At 71.7% G+C, this 19,709-nt stretch carries 16 protein-coding genes; 4 read left to right on the forward strand and 12 right to left on the reverse strand.

From position 1 onward, the window contains the following. Nucleotides 1-42: 42 nt before the first annotated feature. The 6 genes from OG534_RS10645 to ureA all read right to left on the reverse strand — a co-directional run bounded on the left by OG534_RS10645 (nt 43) and on the right by ureA (nt 7,786). Nucleotides 43-1,386, reverse strand: a complete 1,344-nt coding sequence (locus OG534_RS10645) for a hypothetical protein (protein ID WP_326587840.1) — start codon at nt 1,384-1,386, stop codon at nt 43-45. A 162-nt stretch (nt 1,387-1,548) separates the two neighbouring features. Beyond that, complete coding sequence (gene cimA, locus OG534_RS10650) at nt 1,549-3,168, reverse strand: citramalate synthase (RefSeq protein WP_326587841.1); 1,620 nt, start codon at nt 3,166-3,168, stop codon at nt 1,549-1,551. Nucleotides 3,169-3,492: 324 nt separating this feature from the next. Then, on the reverse strand, nt 3,493-4,113 hold the full coding sequence (locus tag OG534_RS10655) for a TetR/AcrR family transcriptional regulator (protein WP_326587842.1): 621 nt from the start codon (nt 4,111-4,113) through the stop codon (nt 3,493-3,495). Between the two features lie 40 nt (nt 4,114-4,153). Further along, nucleotides 4,154-5,203 carry an agmatine deiminase family protein gene (locus tag OG534_RS10660; protein WP_326587843.1) on the reverse strand — a complete coding sequence of 350 codons (1,050 nt, stop codon included), beginning with the start codon at nt 5,201-5,203 and terminating at the stop codon, nt 4,154-4,156. 28 nt (nt 5,204-5,231) lie between these two features. Further along, nucleotides 5,232-6,974 (reverse strand): urease subunit alpha, encoded by a 1,743-nt coding sequence (locus tag OG534_RS10665; protein ID WP_326587844.1) that lies wholly within the window; start codon nt 6,972-6,974, stop codon nt 5,232-5,234. Beyond that, nucleotides 6,971-7,786, reverse strand: coding sequence for an urease subunit gamma (gene ureA, locus OG534_RS10670; protein WP_326587845.1), 816 nt, complete (start codon nt 7,784-7,786; stop codon nt 6,971-6,973). Before ureA ends, OG534_RS10665 begins: the two co-directional genes overlap by 4 nt. Before the next feature lie 156 nt (nt 7,787-7,942). On the opposite strand from ureA, the gene OG534_RS10675 reads away from it, so the two are divergent. Beyond that, on the forward strand, nt 7,943-9,370 hold the full coding sequence (locus OG534_RS10675) for a cytosine permease (protein ID WP_326587846.1): 1,428 nt from the start codon (nt 7,943-7,945) through the stop codon (nt 9,368-9,370). A 153-nt stretch (nt 9,371-9,523) separates the two neighbouring features. Here OG534_RS10675 and OG534_RS10680 read toward each other — a convergent pair whose 3' ends face one another. The 4 genes from OG534_RS10680 to OG534_RS10695 all read right to left on the reverse strand — a co-directional run bounded on the left by OG534_RS10680 (nt 9,524) and on the right by OG534_RS10695 (nt 13,218). Further along, nucleotides 9,524-10,609, reverse strand: a complete 1,086-nt coding sequence (locus OG534_RS10680; RefSeq protein ID WP_326587847.1) for a branched-chain amino acid aminotransferase — start codon at nt 10,607-10,609, stop codon at nt 9,524-9,526. Nucleotides 10,610-10,835: 226 nt separating this feature from the next. Further along, nucleotides 10,836-11,876 (reverse strand): 3-isopropylmalate dehydrogenase, encoded by a 1,041-nt coding sequence (locus tag OG534_RS10685; RefSeq protein WP_326587848.1) that lies wholly within the window; start codon nt 11,874-11,876, stop codon nt 10,836-10,838. 82 nt (nt 11,877-11,958) lie between these two features. Next, nucleotides 11,959-12,087 carry a hypothetical protein gene (locus OG534_RS10690; protein WP_326587849.1) on the reverse strand — a complete coding sequence of 43 codons (129 nt, stop codon included), beginning with the start codon at nt 12,085-12,087 and terminating at the stop codon, nt 11,959-11,961. A gap of 261 nt (nt 12,088-12,348) precedes the next feature. After that, nucleotides 12,349-13,218, reverse strand: coding sequence for a LysR family transcriptional regulator (locus OG534_RS10695; RefSeq protein WP_326587850.1), 870 nt, complete (start codon nt 13,216-13,218; stop codon nt 12,349-12,351). A 101-nt stretch (nt 13,219-13,319) separates the two neighbouring features. On the opposite strand from OG534_RS10695, the gene OG534_RS10700 reads away from it, so the two are divergent. Both OG534_RS10700 and OG534_RS10705 read left to right on the forward strand, forming a co-directional pair. Beyond that, a complete protein-coding gene (locus OG534_RS10700) occupies nt 13,320-14,333 on the forward strand; it encodes an NADP-dependent oxidoreductase (RefSeq protein WP_326587851.1) in 1,014 nt (337 codons plus the stop codon). 119 nt (nt 14,334-14,452) lie between these two features. After that, the gene (locus OG534_RS10705) at nt 14,453-16,483 is read left to right on the forward strand and encodes a phosphocholine-specific phospholipase C (protein ID WP_326587852.1); all 2,031 of its coding nucleotides are present in this window, start codon (nt 14,453-14,455) and stop codon (nt 16,481-16,483) included. Between the two features lie 90 nt (nt 16,484-16,573). Here OG534_RS10705 and OG534_RS10710 read toward each other — a convergent pair whose 3' ends face one another. Further along, a complete protein-coding gene (locus tag OG534_RS10710; protein WP_326587853.1) occupies nt 16,574-17,128 on the reverse strand; it encodes a GNAT family N-acetyltransferase in 555 nt (184 codons plus the stop codon). 109 nt (nt 17,129-17,237) lie between these two features. Here OG534_RS10710 and OG534_RS10715 point away from each other — a divergent pair, with 109 nt between their 5' ends. Beyond that, nucleotides 17,238-17,939: a nitroreductase family protein gene (locus OG534_RS10715; RefSeq protein WP_326587854.1), complete on the forward strand. Its 702-nt coding sequence runs from the start codon at nt 17,238-17,240 to the stop codon at nt 17,937-17,939. Nucleotides 17,940-18,074: 135 nt separating this feature from the next. On the opposite strand, the gene pruA is transcribed toward OG534_RS10715, so the two are convergent. Beyond that, nucleotides 18,075-19,706 (reverse strand): L-glutamate gamma-semialdehyde dehydrogenase, encoded by a 1,632-nt coding sequence (gene pruA, locus OG534_RS10720; protein ID WP_326587855.1) that lies wholly within the window; start codon nt 19,704-19,706, stop codon nt 18,075-18,077. Between the last annotated feature and the right edge of the window lie 3 nt (nt 19,707-19,709).

Here is a 19,709-nt window from a genome sequence, read left to right on the forward strand (position 1 = left end):
ACCGGGCGGAGAACCCCTTGGCGCGCGGAACCCGGGGGGAGGCTAGAAGCCTCCCCCTCCGTCGAAGCCGCCGCCCCCGCCGAATCCGCCGCCGCCGAAGTCGGACGGGTTGAAGTCGGCCCCGGAGACGTCCCCGCCCTCGAAGCCGCTGCCCGTGCCGCCGCCGTAGTCCGCGGCGTAGGCCGGGCTGGACATCATCGAACCGAGCATCGTGCCCGCCAGCAGGCCGGGCAGGATGCCGCCGCCGAAGTAACCGCCGGCCCAGGGACCGTACGCCGGGCCGGCGTCGTAGTACGGCCGCGGCCCGTGCTCGGTCTCGACCGTGCGGACCGCCGGGTCCAGCCCGTCGCGCAGGCGTACGGCGTCCGCCGTGCAGACGGGCACCGTACGGGAGGTCCCGCCGGCCGGAGCCCACGTGGCGACCTCGCTGCTCGGCCCGTGGCGCGGGTCGAAGAAGCAGGGCGAGCGGCGCTCGGGCACCGGCTTCCCCTGCCGGCGCGCGTCCAGGCGGGCCAGGGCGTACCGGCCGTCCTCCAGGGCCTGGGTCACTCCCTTGACCTCGTCGGGGTACTGGACCGAGCCCATGATCTGCTTGGCCTTGTCGTACGAGTCGAGCCCCTGCTCGTAGTCCTTGCGCATGGCGTCGTCGGCGCCGGGCTCGCCGGGGTGGAAGTCCAGTCGCTCCAGCTCCTCGCCGAAGGCCGTGATGTCCTCGTCGACGACCACGCCGAGCCGCTCGATGGCCTCGCGCCGGGTCTCTTCCTTCTTCTTCCTGTTGCGGCGGACCAGCGCGTACGCACCGCCGCCGCCGATCACGGCCACCGCGCCGAGTGCGATCAGCCCGCCGACCGGGGCGCCTTCTTCAGCGCCGGTGCTGCCCCAGGAGGCGGGGGCACTGCCCCTGGCCTGGCTCAGGGCCTGGTCGACGAAATTGTTGAGCTGGGTGGTCGCGTCCACCGGTGCGCCGGTCTTGGCGGCGTCGGTGAGGTTGCGGACGGCGTTGGCCGGCATGACCGCCCGGTCGGCGCCCGCCTTGAAGCCGTCGCCGAGCCGGATCGCGTAGAGGCCGGTGATGCCGGTCTCGGTGCGGACGGCGCCGAGGACCTTGTCCTCGGGGAACTCGGCGGTGGCCGGCAGCACCGCGACGAACACCGGCTTCCCGGCGTCCTTGATCTTCTGTGCGAGCGCCTCCGCCTCGGCCGGGGGCAGCTGTGCCTCGGCTCGGGGGTCGACGTAGACCGGGCCCTCCTTGAGGGCCTCCGCCACGGCAGCGACTCCGGTGGCGGCCGACGCCTGTGGGGCCACCGCGAGAGCGGTCACCGACAGGGCCAGCAGCAGACCGGACATCAGCGATCCCATGCGTATGGATATCAGCCTGGTCCTCATACGGACGACGCTACCTGAACTGGGACTTTCCTGTGTGAGCAGCACATAAGGCACATGCCGGCCCCGGAGTCCCCCGGAGTGCCGCGAGTGGCCCCGAGTGCCCGCGAGTGCGTCCAGGACGTGATCCGTGGTCCGCCCGGGCGGACCACGTCCTGGACGGGGCTACTCGGCCGGTTCGACGCCCGCGTGCAGCAGGCCGTACGTGAACGCGTCCTCCAGGGCCTGCCAGGACGCCGCGATCACGTTCGGGGCGACGCCGACCGTGGACCACTCGCGGACGCCGTCCGTCGTGGCGACCAGCACGCGGGTCGTGGACGCCGTGCCGTGCGTACCTTCGAGGATGCGGACCTTGTAGTCGACCAGCTCGAACTTGGCCAGCTGGGGGTAGAACCGCTCCAGCGCCACCCGCAGCGCCCGGTCCAGCGCGTTGACCGGGCCGTTGCCCTCGGCCGTCGCGACGATCCGCTCGCCCTTGGCCCACAGCTTGACCGTGGCCTCGTTGGCGTGGGTGCCGTCCGGGCGGTCCTCGACGATCGCCCGCCACGACTCGATCCGGAAGTACTTGCGGGCCCGGCCCTCGGCCTCGGCGCGCAGCAGCAGCTCGAAGGAGGCGTCGGCCGCCTCGTACGTGTAGCCCTGGAGCTCCCGCTCCTTGACCCGCTCCACGACCCGGGAGATCAGCGCACGGTCGTCGCCCAGCTCGACGCCGAGCTCCTTGCCCTTGAGCTCGATGGAGGCGCGGCCGGCCATGTCGGAGACCAGCATCCGCATGGTGTTGCCGACCCGCTCGGGGTCGATGTGCTGGTAGAGGTCCGGGTCGACCTTGATCGCCGAGGCGTGCAGGCCCGCTTTGTGCGCGAAGGCGGAGACGCCCACGTACGGCTGGTGCGTGGAGGGCGTGAGGTTGACGACCTCGGCGATCGCGTGCGAGATCCGGGTCATCTCGGCGAGCGCGCCGTCGGGGAGCACCTTGCGCCCGTACTTGATCTCCAGGGCGGCGACGACGGGGAAGAGGTTGGCGTTGCCGACGCGCTCGCCGTAGCCGTTCGCCGTGCACTGGACGTGGGTGGCGCCCGCGTCCACCGCGGCGAGGGTGTTGGCGACGGCGCAGCCGGTGTCGTCCTGGGCGTGGATGCCCAGGCGGGCGCCCGTGTCGGCGAGGACGGTCGCGACGGTCGCCGTGATCTGCGCGGGCAGCATCCCGCCGTTGGTGTCGCAGAGGATGACGACGTCGGCGCCGGCCTCGTGGGCGGTGCGCACGACGGACTTCGCGTACTCGGCGTTGGCGCGGTAGCCGTCGAAGAAGTGCTCGCAGTCGACGAAGACGCGACGGCCCTGGCCGACCAGGTGGGAGACGGTGTCGCGGACCATCTCCAGGTTCTCGTCCAGGGTGGTGCGCAAGGCGAGCTCGACGTGGCGGTCGTGCGACTTGGCGACGAGCGTGATCACCGGGGCGCCGGATTCCAGCAGGGCCCGCACCTGCGGGTCCTGGGCGGCCGAGCCGCCCGCGCGCCGGGTCGCGCCGAAGGCGACCAGCTGGGCGTTCTTGAAGGCGATCTCCGCGCGGGCGCGGGCGAAGAACTCGGTGTCACGGGGGTTGGCGCCCGGCCAGCCGCCCTCGATGAAGCCCACTCCGAAGTCGTCCAGATGCCGGGCGATCGTCAGCTTGTCGGCGACCGTGAGGTTGATGCCCTCACGCTGGGCGCCGTCGCGCAGGGTGGTGTCGAAGACGTGGAAGCTGTCGTCGAGGACCGCTGCTGCCGCCTCTGGTGTCGTCGTCATGCTGATCTGACTCCTGTCGGATGAGTGGTTCCGGATGCCCGCCAAAGGGGCAGGCCGCCGTCACTGCCCCCATCATCGCGCGCGGTCCCGTCCCGGTCTGGATGCTCCGGGAAACGAAAAAACCTCTCGCGGGTAGCGAGAGGTCTGCGCGCGGGTCCGAGGCACGGTGGCCGCTTCCGCGGAGTTCTTCCACGGTTCAGCGGCCACTGGGGACCGGCGCGCTGCTGGCGATAATCATGAGCTGAGCAGGCACGCTGGCAGTGTGCCACACCGCTCGCCGCGGATGGACAGGGATCTCAGCATGCGGGCAGCGTGCCCGCGCGGTTAACCCCGAGGGGTGAGCGCGTCGGTGAGGAACTCGCGGACGTGGTCGAGGATGGCCTCGCGGTCCATCGTCGGCAGGCCCACCGCCAGCTGGATGCTGAAGCCGTCGAGCAGGGCCCGGATGCGGGTCGCCATGCGCTCGGCGTCGACCGGGCGGAACTCCCCGCGCGAGATGCCCTCGGCGAGCAGGGCCACCAGGTCGCGGTGCCAGGCGCCCTCGATGGCCGCCTGCCGGTCGCGCTCCTGGGGGCCGGCGTTCTGGGACCGGTTCCAGACCTCCAGCCACAGCGTCCAGTGCGGGTCGCGGGCCTGCGTGGGCACGTACAGGTCGACGTACGCCTGCAGGCGCTCGCACACCGGGCCGCGACGGGAGAGCAGCGCCCGCCGCGCGCTGCCCAGCTCGGCCTCGCTCCACTCCAGGGTCTGCAGCAGGAGCTCGTCCTTGCTGCGGAAGTAGTAGAGGAGGTGGCCGCTGCTCATGCCGACCTCGCGGCCCAGACCGGCCATGGTCAGGCCTTCCAGGCCGCGCTCGGCGATCGTGGCCATGGCGGCGACGAGTACGTCCTCGCGCGGGGGCGCGTTCTTCCGCGCCGCGCGCACCGGTACTCCACCCGCCACCATGGCCCCACTCCTTGTCGGTCGGCTGCCGGCCGTCTGCGGATCAGACCTTCGGCTGCTGCTGGGTGATGCAGTGGATACCGCCACCCCCGGCGAAAATCGTACGTGCGTCAACGAGTGTCACGGTCCGCTCGGGGAACAGTCCGCGGAAGATCTCTGCGGCCTCCTCGTCGCGCGGGTCGTCGAAGGAGCACAGCACCACGCCGCCGTTGCACAGGTAGTGGTTGATGTAGGAGTAGTCCACCCACTCCCCGTCCTCCTCCAGCACGGTCGGCGCCGGGATCTCCACGACCTCCAGCTGCCGGCCCCGGGCGTCCGTGGACGCGCGCAGGATGGCCGCGATCGTCTTGCAGCGCTCGTGGTCCGGGTGGGCCGGGTCGGGCTGGGTGTGCACCATGACGACGCCGGGGCGGGCGAAGGCGGCGACGATGTCGACGTGACCCTGGGTGCCGTAGGTGCCGTAGTCGCCGGCCAGGCCGTACGGCAGCCAGATCGCCTTGGTGGTGCCGAGGTGGGCGTGGATCTCGGCCTCGACCTGCTGGCGGGTCCAGCCGGGGTTGCGGCCCTCGCCCAGCTGCACGGTGTCGGTGAGGAGCACGGTGCCCTCGCCGTCGACGTGGATGGCGCCGCCCTCGTTGACGAGCTCGGTGCTGTACGTACGGGTGCCGGCCACGTCCGAGACGTGCCGGGCGATCTTCGAGTCGTGGTCCCAGCGGGCCCACTCCTGGGCGCCCCAGCCGTTGAAGGTCCAGTCGACGGCCGCGAGCTCGCCGGCGTCGTTGGTGACGAAGGTCGGGCCGATGTCGCGCATCCAGGCGTCGTCGAGCTCCTGCTCGACGAGCTGTACGTCGTCGCCGACGTGTCCGCGGGCGCTGTCAGCGTCGCCGGGCGAGACCACGAGGGTCACCGGCTCGTACGCACGCACCGCGCGGGCGACGGCGCCCCAGGCCTCGCGGGCCTCGGCGAGCTCCTGCGCGTTGGTGAAGGTCGGATTGGGGCTGGGCCAGGCCATCCAGGTGCGCTCGTGGGGCGTCCACTCGGCGGGCATCCGGAAGCCGGCGTCGACCGGCTTGGCGGGCTGTGTGGCAGTCATGGCAGGAGGTCCTTAAAGGCTGTGCCGGTTACAGGAAGTACAGGCGGTTCAGGGAGACCGATTCGGCGGCTTCGGAGCGCAGCGGTTCCCCGTCGAGGGAGACGAGTCCGCTGCGCGCGTCCACGTCGACCGCGCCCACCCGGGAGTTGAGGAGCAGGTCCTTGGGGCCGATCCCGCGGGTGCCGCGGACGGCGACCCGACGGCGCCGGGTCGGCATCTCGTCGCTGCCCAGGGCGGCCGCGGCGGCCGAGACGAAGGCGACGGAGATGTCGGCGGCGGTGGCTCCGTACGAGCCGAACTGCGGTCCAAGGACGAGGGGTTCGCAGGTGTCGGTGGCGGCGTTGGGGTCGCCGGTGACGCCATAGGCGGGGAAGCCGGATTTGAGGACGAGCTGCGGTTTGGCGCCGAAGAACTGGGGGCGCCACAGGACGATGTCGGCGAGTTTGCCGGTCTCGATGGAGCCGATCTCGTGGGCCAGGCCGTGGGCGATGGCGGGGTTGATGGTCAGCTTGGCCATGTAGCGCAGGACCCGGGCGTTGTCGTCGCCCTCGCCGTCGCCGGCCAGGGGGCCCAGCTCGCCCTTCATCTTGGCGGCCATGGCGAAGGTGCGGCGGATCGTCTCGCCGGCCCGGCCCATGCCCTGGGCGTCGGAGGAGGTGATGCCGATCACCCCGAGGTCGTGCAGCACGTCCTCGGCGCCCATGGTGCCGGCCCGGATCCGGTCGCGGGCCATGGCCGCGTCGCCCGGGAGGTCGGGCTTGAGGTCGTGAACGGAGACGATCATGCCGTAGTGCTCGGCCACCGCGTCCCGGCCGAAGGGCAGGGTCGGGTTGGTGGAGGAGCCGATGACGTTCGGCACGCCCGCCATCTTCAGCACGTTCGGCACGTGCCCGCCGCCGCAGCCCTCGATGTGGAAGGCATGGATCGTGCGGCCGTCCAGGACCCGCAGGGTGTCCTCGACGGAGAGACACTCGTTGAGGCCGTCACTGTGCAGCGCGACCTGTACGTCGTACTCCTCGGCCACCCGCAGGGCGGTGTCCAGGGCGCGGGCGTGAGCGCCCATGTCCTCGTGGACCTTGAAACCGCAGGCACCGCCCTCGGCCAGGGCCTCCACCAGCGGAGCGGCGTCCGAAGAGGAACCCCGGGCCAGGAAACCGATGTTCACCGGCCACGCGTCGAAGGCGTTGAAGGCGTGCTTCAGCGCCCACGGGGAGTTGACGCCGACGCCCCACACCGGGCCGAACTCCTGGCCGATGACCGTGGTGACGCCCGCGGCGAGCGAGGCCTCCATGATGCGCGGGGAGAGCAGGTGCACGTGGGTGTCGACGGCGCCGGCGGTGGCGATCAGGCCCTCGCCGGAGACGATCGAGGTACCCGTGCCGACGACGACGTCGACGCCGTCGAGGGTGTCCGGGTTGCCGGCCCGCCCGATCGCATGGATACGGCCCTCGCGGATACCGATCGACACCTTGCGGATGCCCAGGACCGCGTCGATGACCAGGACGTTGCTGATGACGACGTCGCAGGTCTCGCGGACGGCGGCGGCCTTCAGGTGCAGGCCGTCCCGGGCGGTCTTGCCGAAACCGGCCAGGAACTCGTCACCGGGCTTCTGCGCGTCGTACTCCACCCGCACCGTCAGCCCGGAGTCACCGAGACGCACCCGGTCCCCGGCGCGCGGGCCGAAGACGGAGGCGTACTCGTGCGGGTCGATGTGCCGGCTGCCCGGTGCGCAGTGCGCGCTGTGGTCGGTGTGCGGTGTCTGCCTGCTCATGCCGTCGTCCCCTCCGGGCGGTCGGTGGACTCGGCCTGGCCGGCCGCGGTCGGGGAACCCTGGGCTCCAGGGGCTCCAGGGGCTCCAGGGGCTCTAGGGGCTCCAGGGGCTCCAGGGGCTTCCGGGGCATCGGGGACGCCCAGGTAGCCGCAGGCCGCGGCGCGGCGCAGGGCCTCCTCCTTGGCTCCGGGGGCATCGAGCGGGCCGTCGACCAGCCCCGCGAAGCCGATCGCGATGCGGTCGCCGCCGATGGGGACGAGGCCGACCTCGCCCTCGCCGTGCGGGTCGAACCGTACGGACGAGCCCGCGGGCACGCACAGCCGCATCCCGTAGGCGGCGGCGCGGTCGAAGTCGAGCCGCGGGTTGGCCTCGAAGAAGTGGAAGTGGGAGGTCACGCTCACCGGCACGGCGGCGGTGTTGCGCACGTGCAGGGTGAGGACCGGCTCCGGCTGGGGGACGCCGGGGCCGGGGACGACCGCGCCCGGGGCGTCGTCGCCGAGCGGCGCCGCGCCCTGGATGGGGGACGAGACCACCGCGAGGCGGGAACCGTCGTCGAAGACGGCCTCCACGTGCACCTCGGTGACCACGTCGGCCACGCCCGGCAGGACGTCGCCGGGGCCCAGCACGCTGCGGGCCTCCTCGATCGCCTCCGCGAGCCGCTTGCCGTCGCGCGCGGCCTCGCAGACCGTGTCCGCGATCAGCGCGGTGGCCTCCGGGACGTTGAGCTTCAGGCCGCGGGCCCGCCGGGCCCTGGCCAGTTCCGCAGCGCTGCGGAGCAGCAGCCGGTCGCGCTCCGTAGGGGTCAGCCGCACGCCGATCCACCACCTCTTGAGTCGATGGGTTAGAGCATCACTCTAACTCTTCATTTCGTTGCAGGGAATCATTGACCTGGGAGCAGGGCTTGAGTCACATTGAGTGTCGCTCAAACACATGCGCAACCACCCCCCGCCCTGCCAAGGGAGTCCCCCATGCCCATCGAACAGCGCGGAGTCGACACCATCCCCGAGGAGGAGCGGACGAGCGGTCCCCGTGACCTGATCTCGATCCTCCTCGGCTCCAACCTCTGCCTCGGTGTGATCGTCTTCGGCTGGCTGCCCCCGTCCTTCGGACTGGGCCTGTGGCCCTCGGTCACGGCCATCGTGACCGGCACCCTCGTCGGTATCGCCTTCACCGCGCCGCTCGCACTCGTCTCCCTGCGCACCGCGACCAACCTCTCCACCTCCAGCGGCGCACAGTTCGGCGTCCGCGGCCGGCTCGTCGGCTCGGTGGTGGGTCTGCTGCTCTCCCTCGGCTACACCGCCCTCACCCTGTGGATCGGCGGCGACGTGATGGTCGGCACGCTGGCCCGGCTGACCGGGCTCCCGGACACGGGCGTCTCCCGGGCCGCGATGTACGGCGTCCTGGCCGCGTGTACCGTCGTCGCGGCCGTCTTCGGCTACCGGCTGCTGCTGCGCATGAGCAAGGTGCTGTCCATCGGCATGGTGGCGCTGCTGGCCGTCGGCTTCCTCGCCTACGCCCCTGACTTCACCACCGCGGCCCCGCCGGAGACCTCGTACCTGCTCGGCTCCTTCTGGCCGACGTGGGTGCTGGCCGCCGTGGCCGCCGGGCTGAGCGGGCCCGTCGCCTTCATCACCCTGCTCGGCGACTACACCCGCTACGTCTCCCCGCGCCGGCACGGCTCCCGCAAGGTCCTCTGGGCCACCGCCTTCGGCCTGCTGATCGGCCTGCTGATACCGCAGCTCTTCGGCACCTACACCGCGCTGGCCGCCCGGGCGGGCCTGGACTACGCCGGCCCGCTCGTCGAGGCCGCGCCGTTCTGGTACCTGGTCCCGCTGCTGGTCGCCGCCGCGGTCGGCTCGGTGGGCAACGCCGGGCTGATGCTCTACTCCATGGGGCTGGACCTCGACGCGATCATCCCCCGGGCCACCCGCACCACGGCCACCGTGATCGCCGCGGTCGTCGCCACCGCCTTCGTCTTCTTCGGCTCCTTCGAGTGGAACGTGCAGTCCGCGATGACCTCTTTCGTGCTGCTGCTGACCGCGATCGGCACCCCGTGGGCCGTGATCACCCTGATCGGCCACGTGCGCTGCCGCGGGGTCTACGATCCCGACGCCCTCCAGGTGTTCAACCGCCGGGCCCGCGGCGGCGTCTACTGGTACACCGGTGGCTGGAACCTCCGCGCCACCGTCTCGTGGGCGGCCGGCGCGGCCGTGGGACTCGCCGCCGTGTCGACCCCGGTGTACGAGGGCCCGCTGCTGGCCCTCACCAGCGGGGTGGACTGCAGTTTCATCCTGTCGGGGCTGGTCGGCGGCGTGGTGTACGCCGCGCTGACCGTCCGGCCGCAGGCGGCACCCGCCGCCGGTCCTGCGGGGCAGGTGGCGGTGGCGGCCGACTAGCGGCGGGAGCGGTGGGAGTGCCGACCCCACCTCCCTCCCCTGCCCTCCCCTCTCCCCCGCTCCTCTCCCCGCCGACACGGCCGAAGGCCCCCGCGCAGTGCGCGGGGGCCTTCGGCCGTACGGGTCCTACGGGGCGGTGCGGGGCACTGCGGACTAGCCGAGCGGGTGCATCCAGCCGTGGGTGTCGGCGCTGTGGCCGGTCTGGAGCTCCAGCAGCGCCTTGCGCAGGCGCATGGTGACCTGGCCGGGCTCGCCGTCGCCCTGGGTCCAGTTGGCGCGCTCGGACTTGACCGAGCCGACCGGGGTGATGACGGCGGCGGTGCCGCAGGCGAACACCTCGGTGAGGGTGCCGTTCTCGTTGTCGCGCTTCCAGTCCTCGGTGGTGATCCGGCCTTCCTCGGCGGTGTAGCCGAGGTCGCGGGCGATGGTGAGGAGGGAGTCGCGGGTGATGCCGGGAAGGAGCGAGCCGGTGAGCTCCGGGGTGACGATGCGGTCGCCGTACACGAAGTACAGGTTCATCCCGCCCATCTCCTCGATCCAGCGGTGCTCGACGGCGTCGAGCCAGACCACCTGGTCGCAGCCGTGCGAGGCCGCCTGGGCCTGCGCGACCAGCGAAGCCGCGTAGTTGCCGCCGGTCTTGGCCGCGCCGGTGCCGCCCTTGACCGCGCGGACGTAGTCCTCGGAGAGCCAGACGGAGACGGGCTTGACGCCACCGGGGAAGTACGCGCCGGCGGGCGAGGCGATGACGATGAAGAGGAACTCGTTGGCCGGGCGGACGCCCAGGCCGACCTCGGAGGCGAACATGAACGGCCGCAGGTACAGGGAGGCCTCGCCGGAGTCCGGCACCCAGGCGCGGTCCTGCTTGATCAGCGCGTCGCAGGCCTCGATGAACAGCTCGGACGGCAGCTCCGGCATCGCCATGCGGCGGGCGGAGGCCTGGAAGCGCGCGGCGTTGGCCTCGGGGCGGAAGGTGGCCACGGTGCCGTCGGGCTGGCGGTAGGCCTTCAGGCCCTCGAAGATCGTCTGCGCGTAGTGCAGCGTCATGTTCGCCGGGTCGATCGAGAGCGGCGCGTACGGGACCAGCTCGGCATCGTGCCATCCGCGGCCCTCGGTCCACTTGATCGTCACCATGTGATCGGTGAAGTGGCGGCCGAAGCCGGGGCTGGCCAGGATCGCCTCGCGCTCCGCATCGGACAGCGGGTTCGAGGAGGGCTTGAGCTCGATCGTGGGCGTCGTCATGAGTGCTTGTCCTTCACCGGTTGTGTATGGCGGACCGCGCTCACGGCGTACTAGGACGTCCGAGCTTCCCCGCATTTCGCGGCCTCGCGTTCGATTATCGCGCGCGGGCAGGCTTCGGAGAAGCGGGGAGTGCGGCCCAGGGGCGATGGTGGCACCTGGAGGCCGCACAGGAGAAGCCGCCGGGTCCCATTGTGCCCCGGCGGCTTCCTGAGGTGGAGCGGCCGGGTCAGCCGGCTACTCGGGCGGCGAGGGCGTCGCCGATCGCGTCGGTGGAGCGGAAGGTTCCGTCGCGCTCCGCGAGGTCGGCGGAGACCGCGTCCTCGATGCGGACGGCCTCGGCCTCGTAGCCCAGGTGCCGCAGCATGAGGGCGACGGAGAGGATCGTCGCGGTCGGGTCGGCCTTGCCGGTGCCGGCGATGTCCGGGGCCGAGCCGTGGACGGGCTCGAACATGGACGGGAAGGCGCCGGTCGGGTTGATGTTCCCGGAGGCGGCCAGGCCGATTCCGCCGGTCACGGCGGCGGCCAGGTCGGTGAGGATGTCACCGAAGAGGTTGTCCGTGACGATGACGTCGAAGCGCTCGGGCTGCGTGACGAAGAAGATCGTCGCGGCGTCGACGTGCAGGTAGTCGGTGGTGACCTCGGGGTACTCCTGGCCGACCTTGTCGAAGATGTTCTTCCACATGTGGCCCGCGTACACGAGGACGTTGTTCTTGTGGACCAGCGTCAGCTTCTTGCGGGGGCGGGAGTTGGCCCGCTCGTACGCGTCACGGACGACGCGCTCCACTCCGTACGCGGTGTTGATGCTGACCTCGGTGGCCACCTCGGCGGGGGTGCCGGTGCGCAGGCTGCCGCCGTTGCCGGTGTACGGACCCTCGGTGCCCTCGCGGACCACGACGAAGTCGATGTCCGGGCGACCGGCCAGCGGGGTGGCGGTGTTGGGGAACAGCTTCGACGGGCGCAGGTTGATGAAGTGGTCGAAGGCGAAGCGCAGCTTGAGCAGCAGGCCGCGCTCCAGCACGCCGGACGGGACCGACGGGTCGCCGATGGCGCCCAGCAGGATCGCGTCGTGGTGCTTGAGGGCTTCGAGCTCCGCGTCCGGGAGGGTCTCACCGGTGCGGTGCCAGCGCTGGGCGCCGAGATCGTAGGGCTTGGTCTCCAGCTTCACATCCTGGGGCAGGACCGCGGTAAGGACCTTGAGTCCCTGAGCCACGACTTCCTGGCCGATGCCATCACCGGGGATCACTGCGAGATTGATGCTGGTCGACATGGCGAAACCGTACTCCGTGTCCCAGCCCTCAGACATTCTGCGTCCATCATATGGACGCAGAATGTCCCGGACGGGGTGCTGGTCAGTGGCCGGTCGAGCCGCCGTTGTCGCGGCGGTCGAGGGCCCGCTGGAGGGCGGCGGCGGCGTTCTTGCGGTCGTCGGCCGAGCGGGAGGCGTGGCGGACGCGGCGGGTGGCGGTGGTTGCGGTCATGGTGATCGACTCCTTGAGATCACGGCGTGGCGGGGCCACGGATGAGGGGTTCCTTCAAGGCGCCGGAAGAGGCGGGGAGCAGTGCGCCGCAGGGATTGCCTGCCAGGGGCGCGCGCTCTCGACCGCCATTCGCCTGATCGGCGAGACGTTCGGCTTCTTACAAAGCTAGGTCAGGTCCCGCTGTATGTCTCGGCAATTACTCGGACTTCCTACTATCTGAGACGGGGAACCCCTCGAAAAGCTCCGCCCCACGGGTCCGTTTCAGCCCTTCGTGGAGCGAAGTTCCCTGATCAGAGCCCTGACGGCGAGGGTCGAGGCGGCTTCCGGCGTCGTGACGTAGCCCACCTGCCTCACCGGCCCGCTCGGACCCAGATCGGTGATGTCGACCGCCTCCGTCGCCTCCCTCAGGGACAGCTCGGGCATGATCGCCATGCCGAGCCCGCGGCCGACCATGGTCAGCACCATCGCGTCGTCCTCGGCCTTGACGGTCGCCCTCGGGATCCAGTCCTGGGAGCGCCACCAGGACCGCGTGTAGGAGCCGCAGTTCTCGTCCCAGTCCATCAGGGGCAGCGCCTTCGGATCCGGATGCCCGGCCGGGTGCACCAAGCGGTACGCCTCCTCCGCGAGCACTCCGCTCAGCAGGCCGGGCGGGGCACCCTCCGGCGAGCCCAGCGTGGCGATGCCCAGGTCGGCGCGGCCCTCGGCCACCTCCCCCGCCGCGCCGGCGCCGATCTCGCGCACCACGCGCACCTCGGGGCGGATGCCGGGGTGCCGGGCGGCCAGCCGCTCCAGGGCGGGCGGCAGCAGGTGCAGGGCCGCGCTGCGGAACGCGGCGATCCGCAGCACCCCCTCCACCGTGTCCCGGCCCGCGCCGCGCACCTCCGCGCCCATCACCTCGTACAGGCGCAGGATCCGGCGGGCGTGTGCGACCGCCCGCTCCCCCGCCCGGGTGGGCGAGGCCCCGCTCCGCCCCCGCCCGAAGAGCACCGTGCCGAGCTTGGCCTCGCTGCCGCGCACGGAGTGGGAGACGGCCGACTGGGTGAGGCCGAGGGCGGCGGCCGCGGCGGAGAAGCCGCCGGTCTCCGCGACGGCGACCAGGATCCGCAGTTCCTGCGGGAGGAGATCGGACATCGGGGCCCCCACCTCGTTCTATGAGCGTTGTTCATGGCTGTGCGGCTTCCATGAACGCAACCCCCTGCCCGGCCCGCGGATTCCTTCCTAGCGTCGGGGACATGACCACGAACACCGCTCGCGCCGTCCACCAGATCGCCCGTCCCGTCGGCTTCCCCGCCGCGGCCGACTTCGCCTACGTCTCCTCCCCCGTCCCGGAGCCGGGCCCCGGCACCGCCCTGGTGGCGAACCTGCTGCTCTCCGTGGATCCGTATCACCGCGGGATGATGGACGGCGGCGAGGGCGGCTTCGAGCTGGGCACCCCGCTGGAGGGACGCTCGGTGGGCCGGGTGATCGCCTCCCGCGACCCGGGCCTCGCCGAGGGCGACCTGGTCTTCCACCGCGCGGGCTGGCGTACGCACGCCCTCGTCACCCTCGGCGTGGACGGCACCCGCAAGCTGCGGGGCCACGCGGGCGTCCCCCTGGAGGCGTACCTGTCCATCCTGGGCGGCACGGGCCTGACCGCGTACGCGGCCCTGACCCGGACCGCGGCGCTGCGCCCGGGCGAGGACCTCTTCGTCTCGGCCGCCGCGGGCGGGGTGGGCACGGCCACCGGGCACATCGCCCGGCTGCTCGGCGCCCGCCGGATCATCGGCAGCGCGGGCTCGGCGGCCAAGGTCCGCCACCTCACCGGGGTACTCGGCTTCGACGCGGCCTTCGACTACCACGACGGCCCGGTCGGCGAGCAGCTCGCGAAGGCGGCGCCCGACGGCATCGACGTCTACGTGGACAACGTGGGCGGCGAGCACCTGGCGGGTGCGATCGACTCGCTGCGCGAGTTCGGACGGATCGCCTGGGTGGGCGCCGTCTCCACCTACAACGGCGACCGGTCCCCCGCCGCGCCCCGCAACCTCTTCGAGGTCGTCCACAAGTCGCTTCGGTTGGAAGGAGTATTGGTTCGCCATCACACCAATCTGCAGGACGAGCTGGAGGACTTCCTCGTCCCCCATCTGCGCAGTGGCCGGATCGGTACCGATACCACCGTTGTGCAGGGATTCGACCACACCGTGGACGCGTTCCGCGGCATGCTCCGCGGGGACAACATGGGCAAGATGCTCGTGCGGATCGACAGCTGATTCCGGCCACCCGGAAGTTCACCGAACTCTTACCGCACGGATGTAGACCTTTGGCGCGGTCCCCGTCACTCTTGCCGTCAATGTGCCGCCGGGGCACTTGAGTTGGAGGCGAGGGGCCAGTGACACCGATCAGCCGCAGAGGTTTCGTGGGAATCGGCGCCGGGCTGATGGCGGGGGCGACCCTGCCCGCGGCCCTGCCGGCGACGGCGGCCGCGGCCGCCGCGACCGGCACCATCACCGACGTGAAGCACGTGGTGATCCTCATGCAGGAGAACCGCAGCTTCGACCACTACTTCGGCAGGCTGAAGGGTGTCCGCGGGTTCGGCGACCGCGCCGCCGGCAACATCCCGGGCGGCTGGGGCATGTTCAACCAGCCCAACTGGGGCGGCCGCCAGTACCCGTGGAAGCTGTCCGCCACCCCGCCGGCGGGCGGGGTCGACGGCGAGACCCTGGCCCAGTGCAACGGCGACCTCCCGCACAGCTGGACCTCGCAGCACGCGGCCTGGAACAAGGGCCGGATGGACAACTGGGTCCTCGGCGTGGCCAACACCCGCACCCTCGGCTACCTGGACCGGGGGGACATACCCTTCCACCACGGCCTCGCCGACCACTACACGATCTGCGACGCGTACTTCTGCTCCGCGCTCAGCGCGACCGGCCCGAACCGCACCTTCCTGTGGAGCGGCAAGATCGACGCCTCCAGCAAGGACGGCGGCGACGAGTCCGGGCTGACCTGGGAGACGTACGCGGAGGCCCTCCAGCGGGCCGGCATGAGCTGGAAGGTCTACCAGAACGCCCAGGACAACTACGGGGACAACGGTCTGGCCTACTTCAAGAAGTTCACCGACGCGGCCCCCGGCAACCCGCTGTGGGACCGGGGCATGGGCTCCGTCCCCAAGGTCACCGGCTCCACCCCGGACGACATCGCGGCCGCGATCCGCGCCGACGTCCTCGCGGGCACCCTCCCCCAGGTGTCCTGGGTCGTGGCCAACGAGGCGTTCTCGGAGCACCCCTACGCCCCGCCCGGCGACGGCGCGCACTTCGTGGACCTGGTCTACCGCGCCCTGGCCGCGAACCCGGAGGTCTTCGACTCCACGGTCCTCTTCCTCAACTACGACGAGAACGACGGCTTCTTCGACCACGTGCCGCCGCCGGTCGCCCCGCCGGGCACCCCCGGCGAGTACCTGGACGGCGCCCCGATCGGGCTCGGCTTCCGCGTGCCCATGCTGGTCATGTCCCCGTGGACCCGCGGCGGCTGGGTGAGCTCGGAGGTCTTCGACCACACCTCGGTCCTGCGGTTCATGGAGAAGTGGTCGGCCGCCCTCGGCACCCCCGCCACCTGTCCGAACATCAGCGCGTGGCGCCGCAAGGTGACCGGCGACCTGACCGGCGTCTTCGACTTCGCGCACCCGGTCTACGGGGTCCCCGCGGGCCTCCCGTCCACCGCCAAGGTGATCGGCCAGGCCACCTGCGGCCCGCTGCCCAACCCGGTGCCGCAGGACAACGCCCTGCCGGCGCAGGAGCCGGGCACCCGCCCGGCGCGGGCCCTGCCGTACCAGGTGAACGGCAACCTGGACCGCTTCGAGTTCGGGGCGGCCGGCAAGATCCTGGCCTGGTTCTCCATGACCAACCAGGGCGCCGAGGCGAAGCAGGCGGCGCACTTCTCGATCCACCCGCACCAGCACCGGGACACGGCGGCCTGGCAGTACACGGTCGACGCGGGCGCCACCGGCAGCGACTACTTCAACATCGGCCTCGGCCACGGCTCCGGCAAGTACGACATCTCGATGTACGGGCCGAACCGCTTCCTGCGCCGCTTCATCGGCGACGCGTCGAAGGCGGGCAAGGACATCGAGGTCGCGGCCCGCTTCGCCGTGGAGCCGGGCACCGGCAAGACGGCCGTCTACTTCAGGATGAAGAACGCCTCCGCCTCACCCGTCACCTTCACGATCCGCTCGAACGCCTATCGCACGGACGGCCCGTGGACCTACACGGTCCCGGCGAACTCCTCGCGCGAGGACTACTTCAACGCCGTGGCCTACAGCAACGGCTGGTACGACTTCACGATCCTGGCCGACTCCGACGGCACCTGGTCGCGCCGCTACACCGGCCACATCGAGTCGGGCGCGCCGAGCATCTCGGGGTCGTAGCCGGTCGCAGACGGTCGTGGCCCGTCGCAGCGGGTCGCAGCGCCTCGTAGCCCGTCGCAGCCCGTCGCAGCCCGTCGCAGCCCGTCGTGGCTACAGGACGTCCCCGTCCCGCCAGTCGAAGTCGAGCCGCCCGGCGGGGTCCAGCCGGATCCCGCCGGGCGGCACCCACACGTACGTGGAGCCCTCCTCCTCGGGGAGCCGCACCGGCCCGTCCGGCGAGAGCGCCCCGATCCCGCCCGGCCACACCGCCCACCCGCGGGCGAGGTAGAGCCCGGCCCCCTCCTGCGACGCCGACAGCGCCCCGAGGACGTACGCCCGCGCGACGGTCCGCTCCAGCTCGGCCATGACCTGCCCGCCGAGCCCCCGCCGCCGCAGGCCGGCCCGTACGGCCACGGCCTCGACGTACCCGGTCCGCAGGGCCCGCCCGCCGTGCACGACCCGCCGCTGCACCACACTGCCGTGCGCGACGAGGTCGCCCCCCGCGTCCCGGACCAGCACGTGCATCCCGCCGAGCGCGTGCTCGAAGTCCTCGTCGCCGAAGTCCCCCTCGAAGGCGGCGTCCAGCAGGGCCCGCACCTCGCGGAGCTCGTCGTCGGTCAGCTCGGCGGTGTGCGCGACGCGCACGCCCGCGTCCCGGTCTCTCATCCCGCGACCGTACCAAGGACCGCATTGCGGACGCCGGACGCCGTCCACCGGCCGGAATCGGCCGACACGGCTCTGGCGGTCTGGACCATTGCCTCGGCACACTCGCCGCATGTCGCCCGATACCCAGCAGTGGACCCCGATCCACGGCCAGCCGTACCGTCCCGCCCCCTACCGGCCCGAGCGGATGGTGAGCGCCGAATCGCTCGCGCGCGCCGCCGAGCTGCGGGCCCGCATGGACGAGCGGCGGACCGTACGCCACTTCTCCCCCGACCCGGTGCCCGAACAGGTGGTCCGGGACGCGATCGCGTGCGCGGCGACCGCCCCCTCCGGCGCCCACCAGCAGCCGTGGACCTTCGTCCTGGTCAAGGACCCGGCCGTACGGGAGCAGATCCGCGCCGCCGCCGAGCAGGAGGAGCTGATCTCCTACGACGGCCGCCTCGGCGACGAATGGCTGGCGGCCCTGCGCCCGCTCGGCACCGACGCCGTCAAGACCCACCTCACGGACGCCCCGTTCCTCGTCGTGGTCTTCCAGCAGCGCCACTGGCTCGGCCCGGACGGCACGAAGCGCAAGCACTACTACGTCGACGAGTCGGTCGGCATCGCGGTCGGCATGCTCCTGTCCGCCCTCCACCTGTCGGGCCTCGCCGCACTGATCCACACCCCGAGCCCGATGCGCTTCCTGAGCCACGTCCTGAACCGCCCGGCGAACGAGAAGGCCTTCGCGGTCATCCCGGTCGGCTACCCGGCCGCCGACTGCGAGGTCCCCGACCTGGTCCGCAAGTCCCTCGACCAGGTCATCGTGGAGGTCTAGGCCGCCGGGGCGCCCCGTAAGGGCGACCGCCCCGGAAGGGCGACGGCCCCGGAAGGGCGACGGCCCCGGAAGGGCGACGGCCCCGCTCCGGACTTGGGGGTACCGGAGCGGGGGCGGGGTTCAGCGGGGCGGAGGTCAGCCCATGTGGGGGTAGCCGTACTCGGTCGGCGCGACCAGGGTCTCCTTGATGGAGCGGGTCGAGGTCCAGCGCTGCAGGTTGGTCGCGGCGCCCGCCTTGTCGTTCGTGCCAGAGGCGCGGCCGCCGCCGAAGGGCTGCTGGCCGACCACGGCGCCGGTCGACTTGTCGTTGATGTAGAAGTTGCCCGCCGCGAAGCGGAGCTTCTCCATCGCGTCCGCCGCCGCGTACCGGTCCGCCGCGATGATCGAGCCGGTCAGGGCGTACGCCGAGACGGACTCCATCTGGGCCAGCATCGCGTCGTAGTCGGCGTCGTCGTAGACGTGCACGGCGAGGATCGGGCCGAAGTACTCGGTTGTGAAGACCTCGCTCGAAGGGTCCGTGCAGGCGATGACGGTCGGGCGGACGAAGTAGCCCTCCGAGTCGTCGTACGTGCCGCCCGCGACGATCTCGCAGGTCGGGTCGGCGATCGCACGGTCGATCGCGGCCTTGTTCTTCGCGAACGAACGCTCGTCGATGACGGCGCCGATGAAGTTGGTCAGGTCGCGGACGTCACCCATGGCGATGCCGTCGACCTCGGCCGCGAAGGCCTCCTTGAAGCCGTCGTTCCAGATCGAGGCCGGGACGTAGGCGCGCGAGGACGCCGAGCACTTCTGGCCCTGGAACTCGAAGGAGCCGCGGGTCAGCGCGGTCTTCAGGATCGCGCGGTCCGCGGACGGGTGCGCGACGACGAAGTCCTTGCCGCCGGTCTCGCCGACCAGGCGCGGGTAGGACTTGTACTTCTCGATGTTGTTGCCGACCGTCTTCCACAGGTACTGGAAGGTCTTGGTCGAGCCGGTGAAGTGGATGCCGGCCAGCTCGGGGTGGTTCAGGGCCACCTCGGAGACGGCGATGCCGTCGCCGGTCACCAGGTTGATGACGCCCTTGGGCAGGCCGGCCTCCTCCAGGAGCTCCATGAGGAGGACCGCCGAGTGGGTCTGCGTCGGGGACGGCTTCCACAGGACCACGTTGCCCATGAGGGCGGGGGCGGTCGGCAGGTTGCCCGCGATGGCCGTGAAGTTGAACGGCGTGATCGCGTAGACGAAGCCCTCGAGCGGGCGGTGGTCGCTGCGGTTCCACACGCCGGCGGAGTTCGCGACCGGCTGCTCGGCCAGGATCTGGCGGGCGAAGTGGACGTTGAAGCGCCAGAAGTCGACGAGCTCGCACGGGGTGTCGATCTCGGCCTGCTGCGCGGTCTTCGACTGGCCCAGCATGGTCGAGGCGGCGAGCTTCTCGCGCCACGGGCCGGACAGCAGCTCGGCGGCGCGCAGGATGATCGCGGCGCGGTCGTCGAAGGACATCGAGCGCCAGGCCGGGGCGGCGGCCAGGGCGGCGTCGATGGCCTCCTGGGCGTCGGCCTCGGTGGCGTGGGCGAAGGTGCCGAGCACCGACTTGTGGTCGTGCGGCTGGACCACGTCGAAACGCTCGCCGCCGCCCATCCGCTTGACGCCGTTGATCGTCATCGGGAGGTCGATCGGGTTCTCGGACAGCTGCTTGAGCTGCACTTCGAGCCGCGCGCGCTCCGGGGTGCCGGGGGCGTACGAGTGGACCGGCTCGTTGACCGGAGCGGGGACCTGGGTCACAGCATCCATGGG

This window comes from Streptomyces sp. NBC_01294 (assembly GCF_035917235.1).
GTDB lineage: Bacteria > Actinomycetota > Actinomycetes > Streptomycetales > Streptomycetaceae > Streptomyces > Streptomyces caledonius.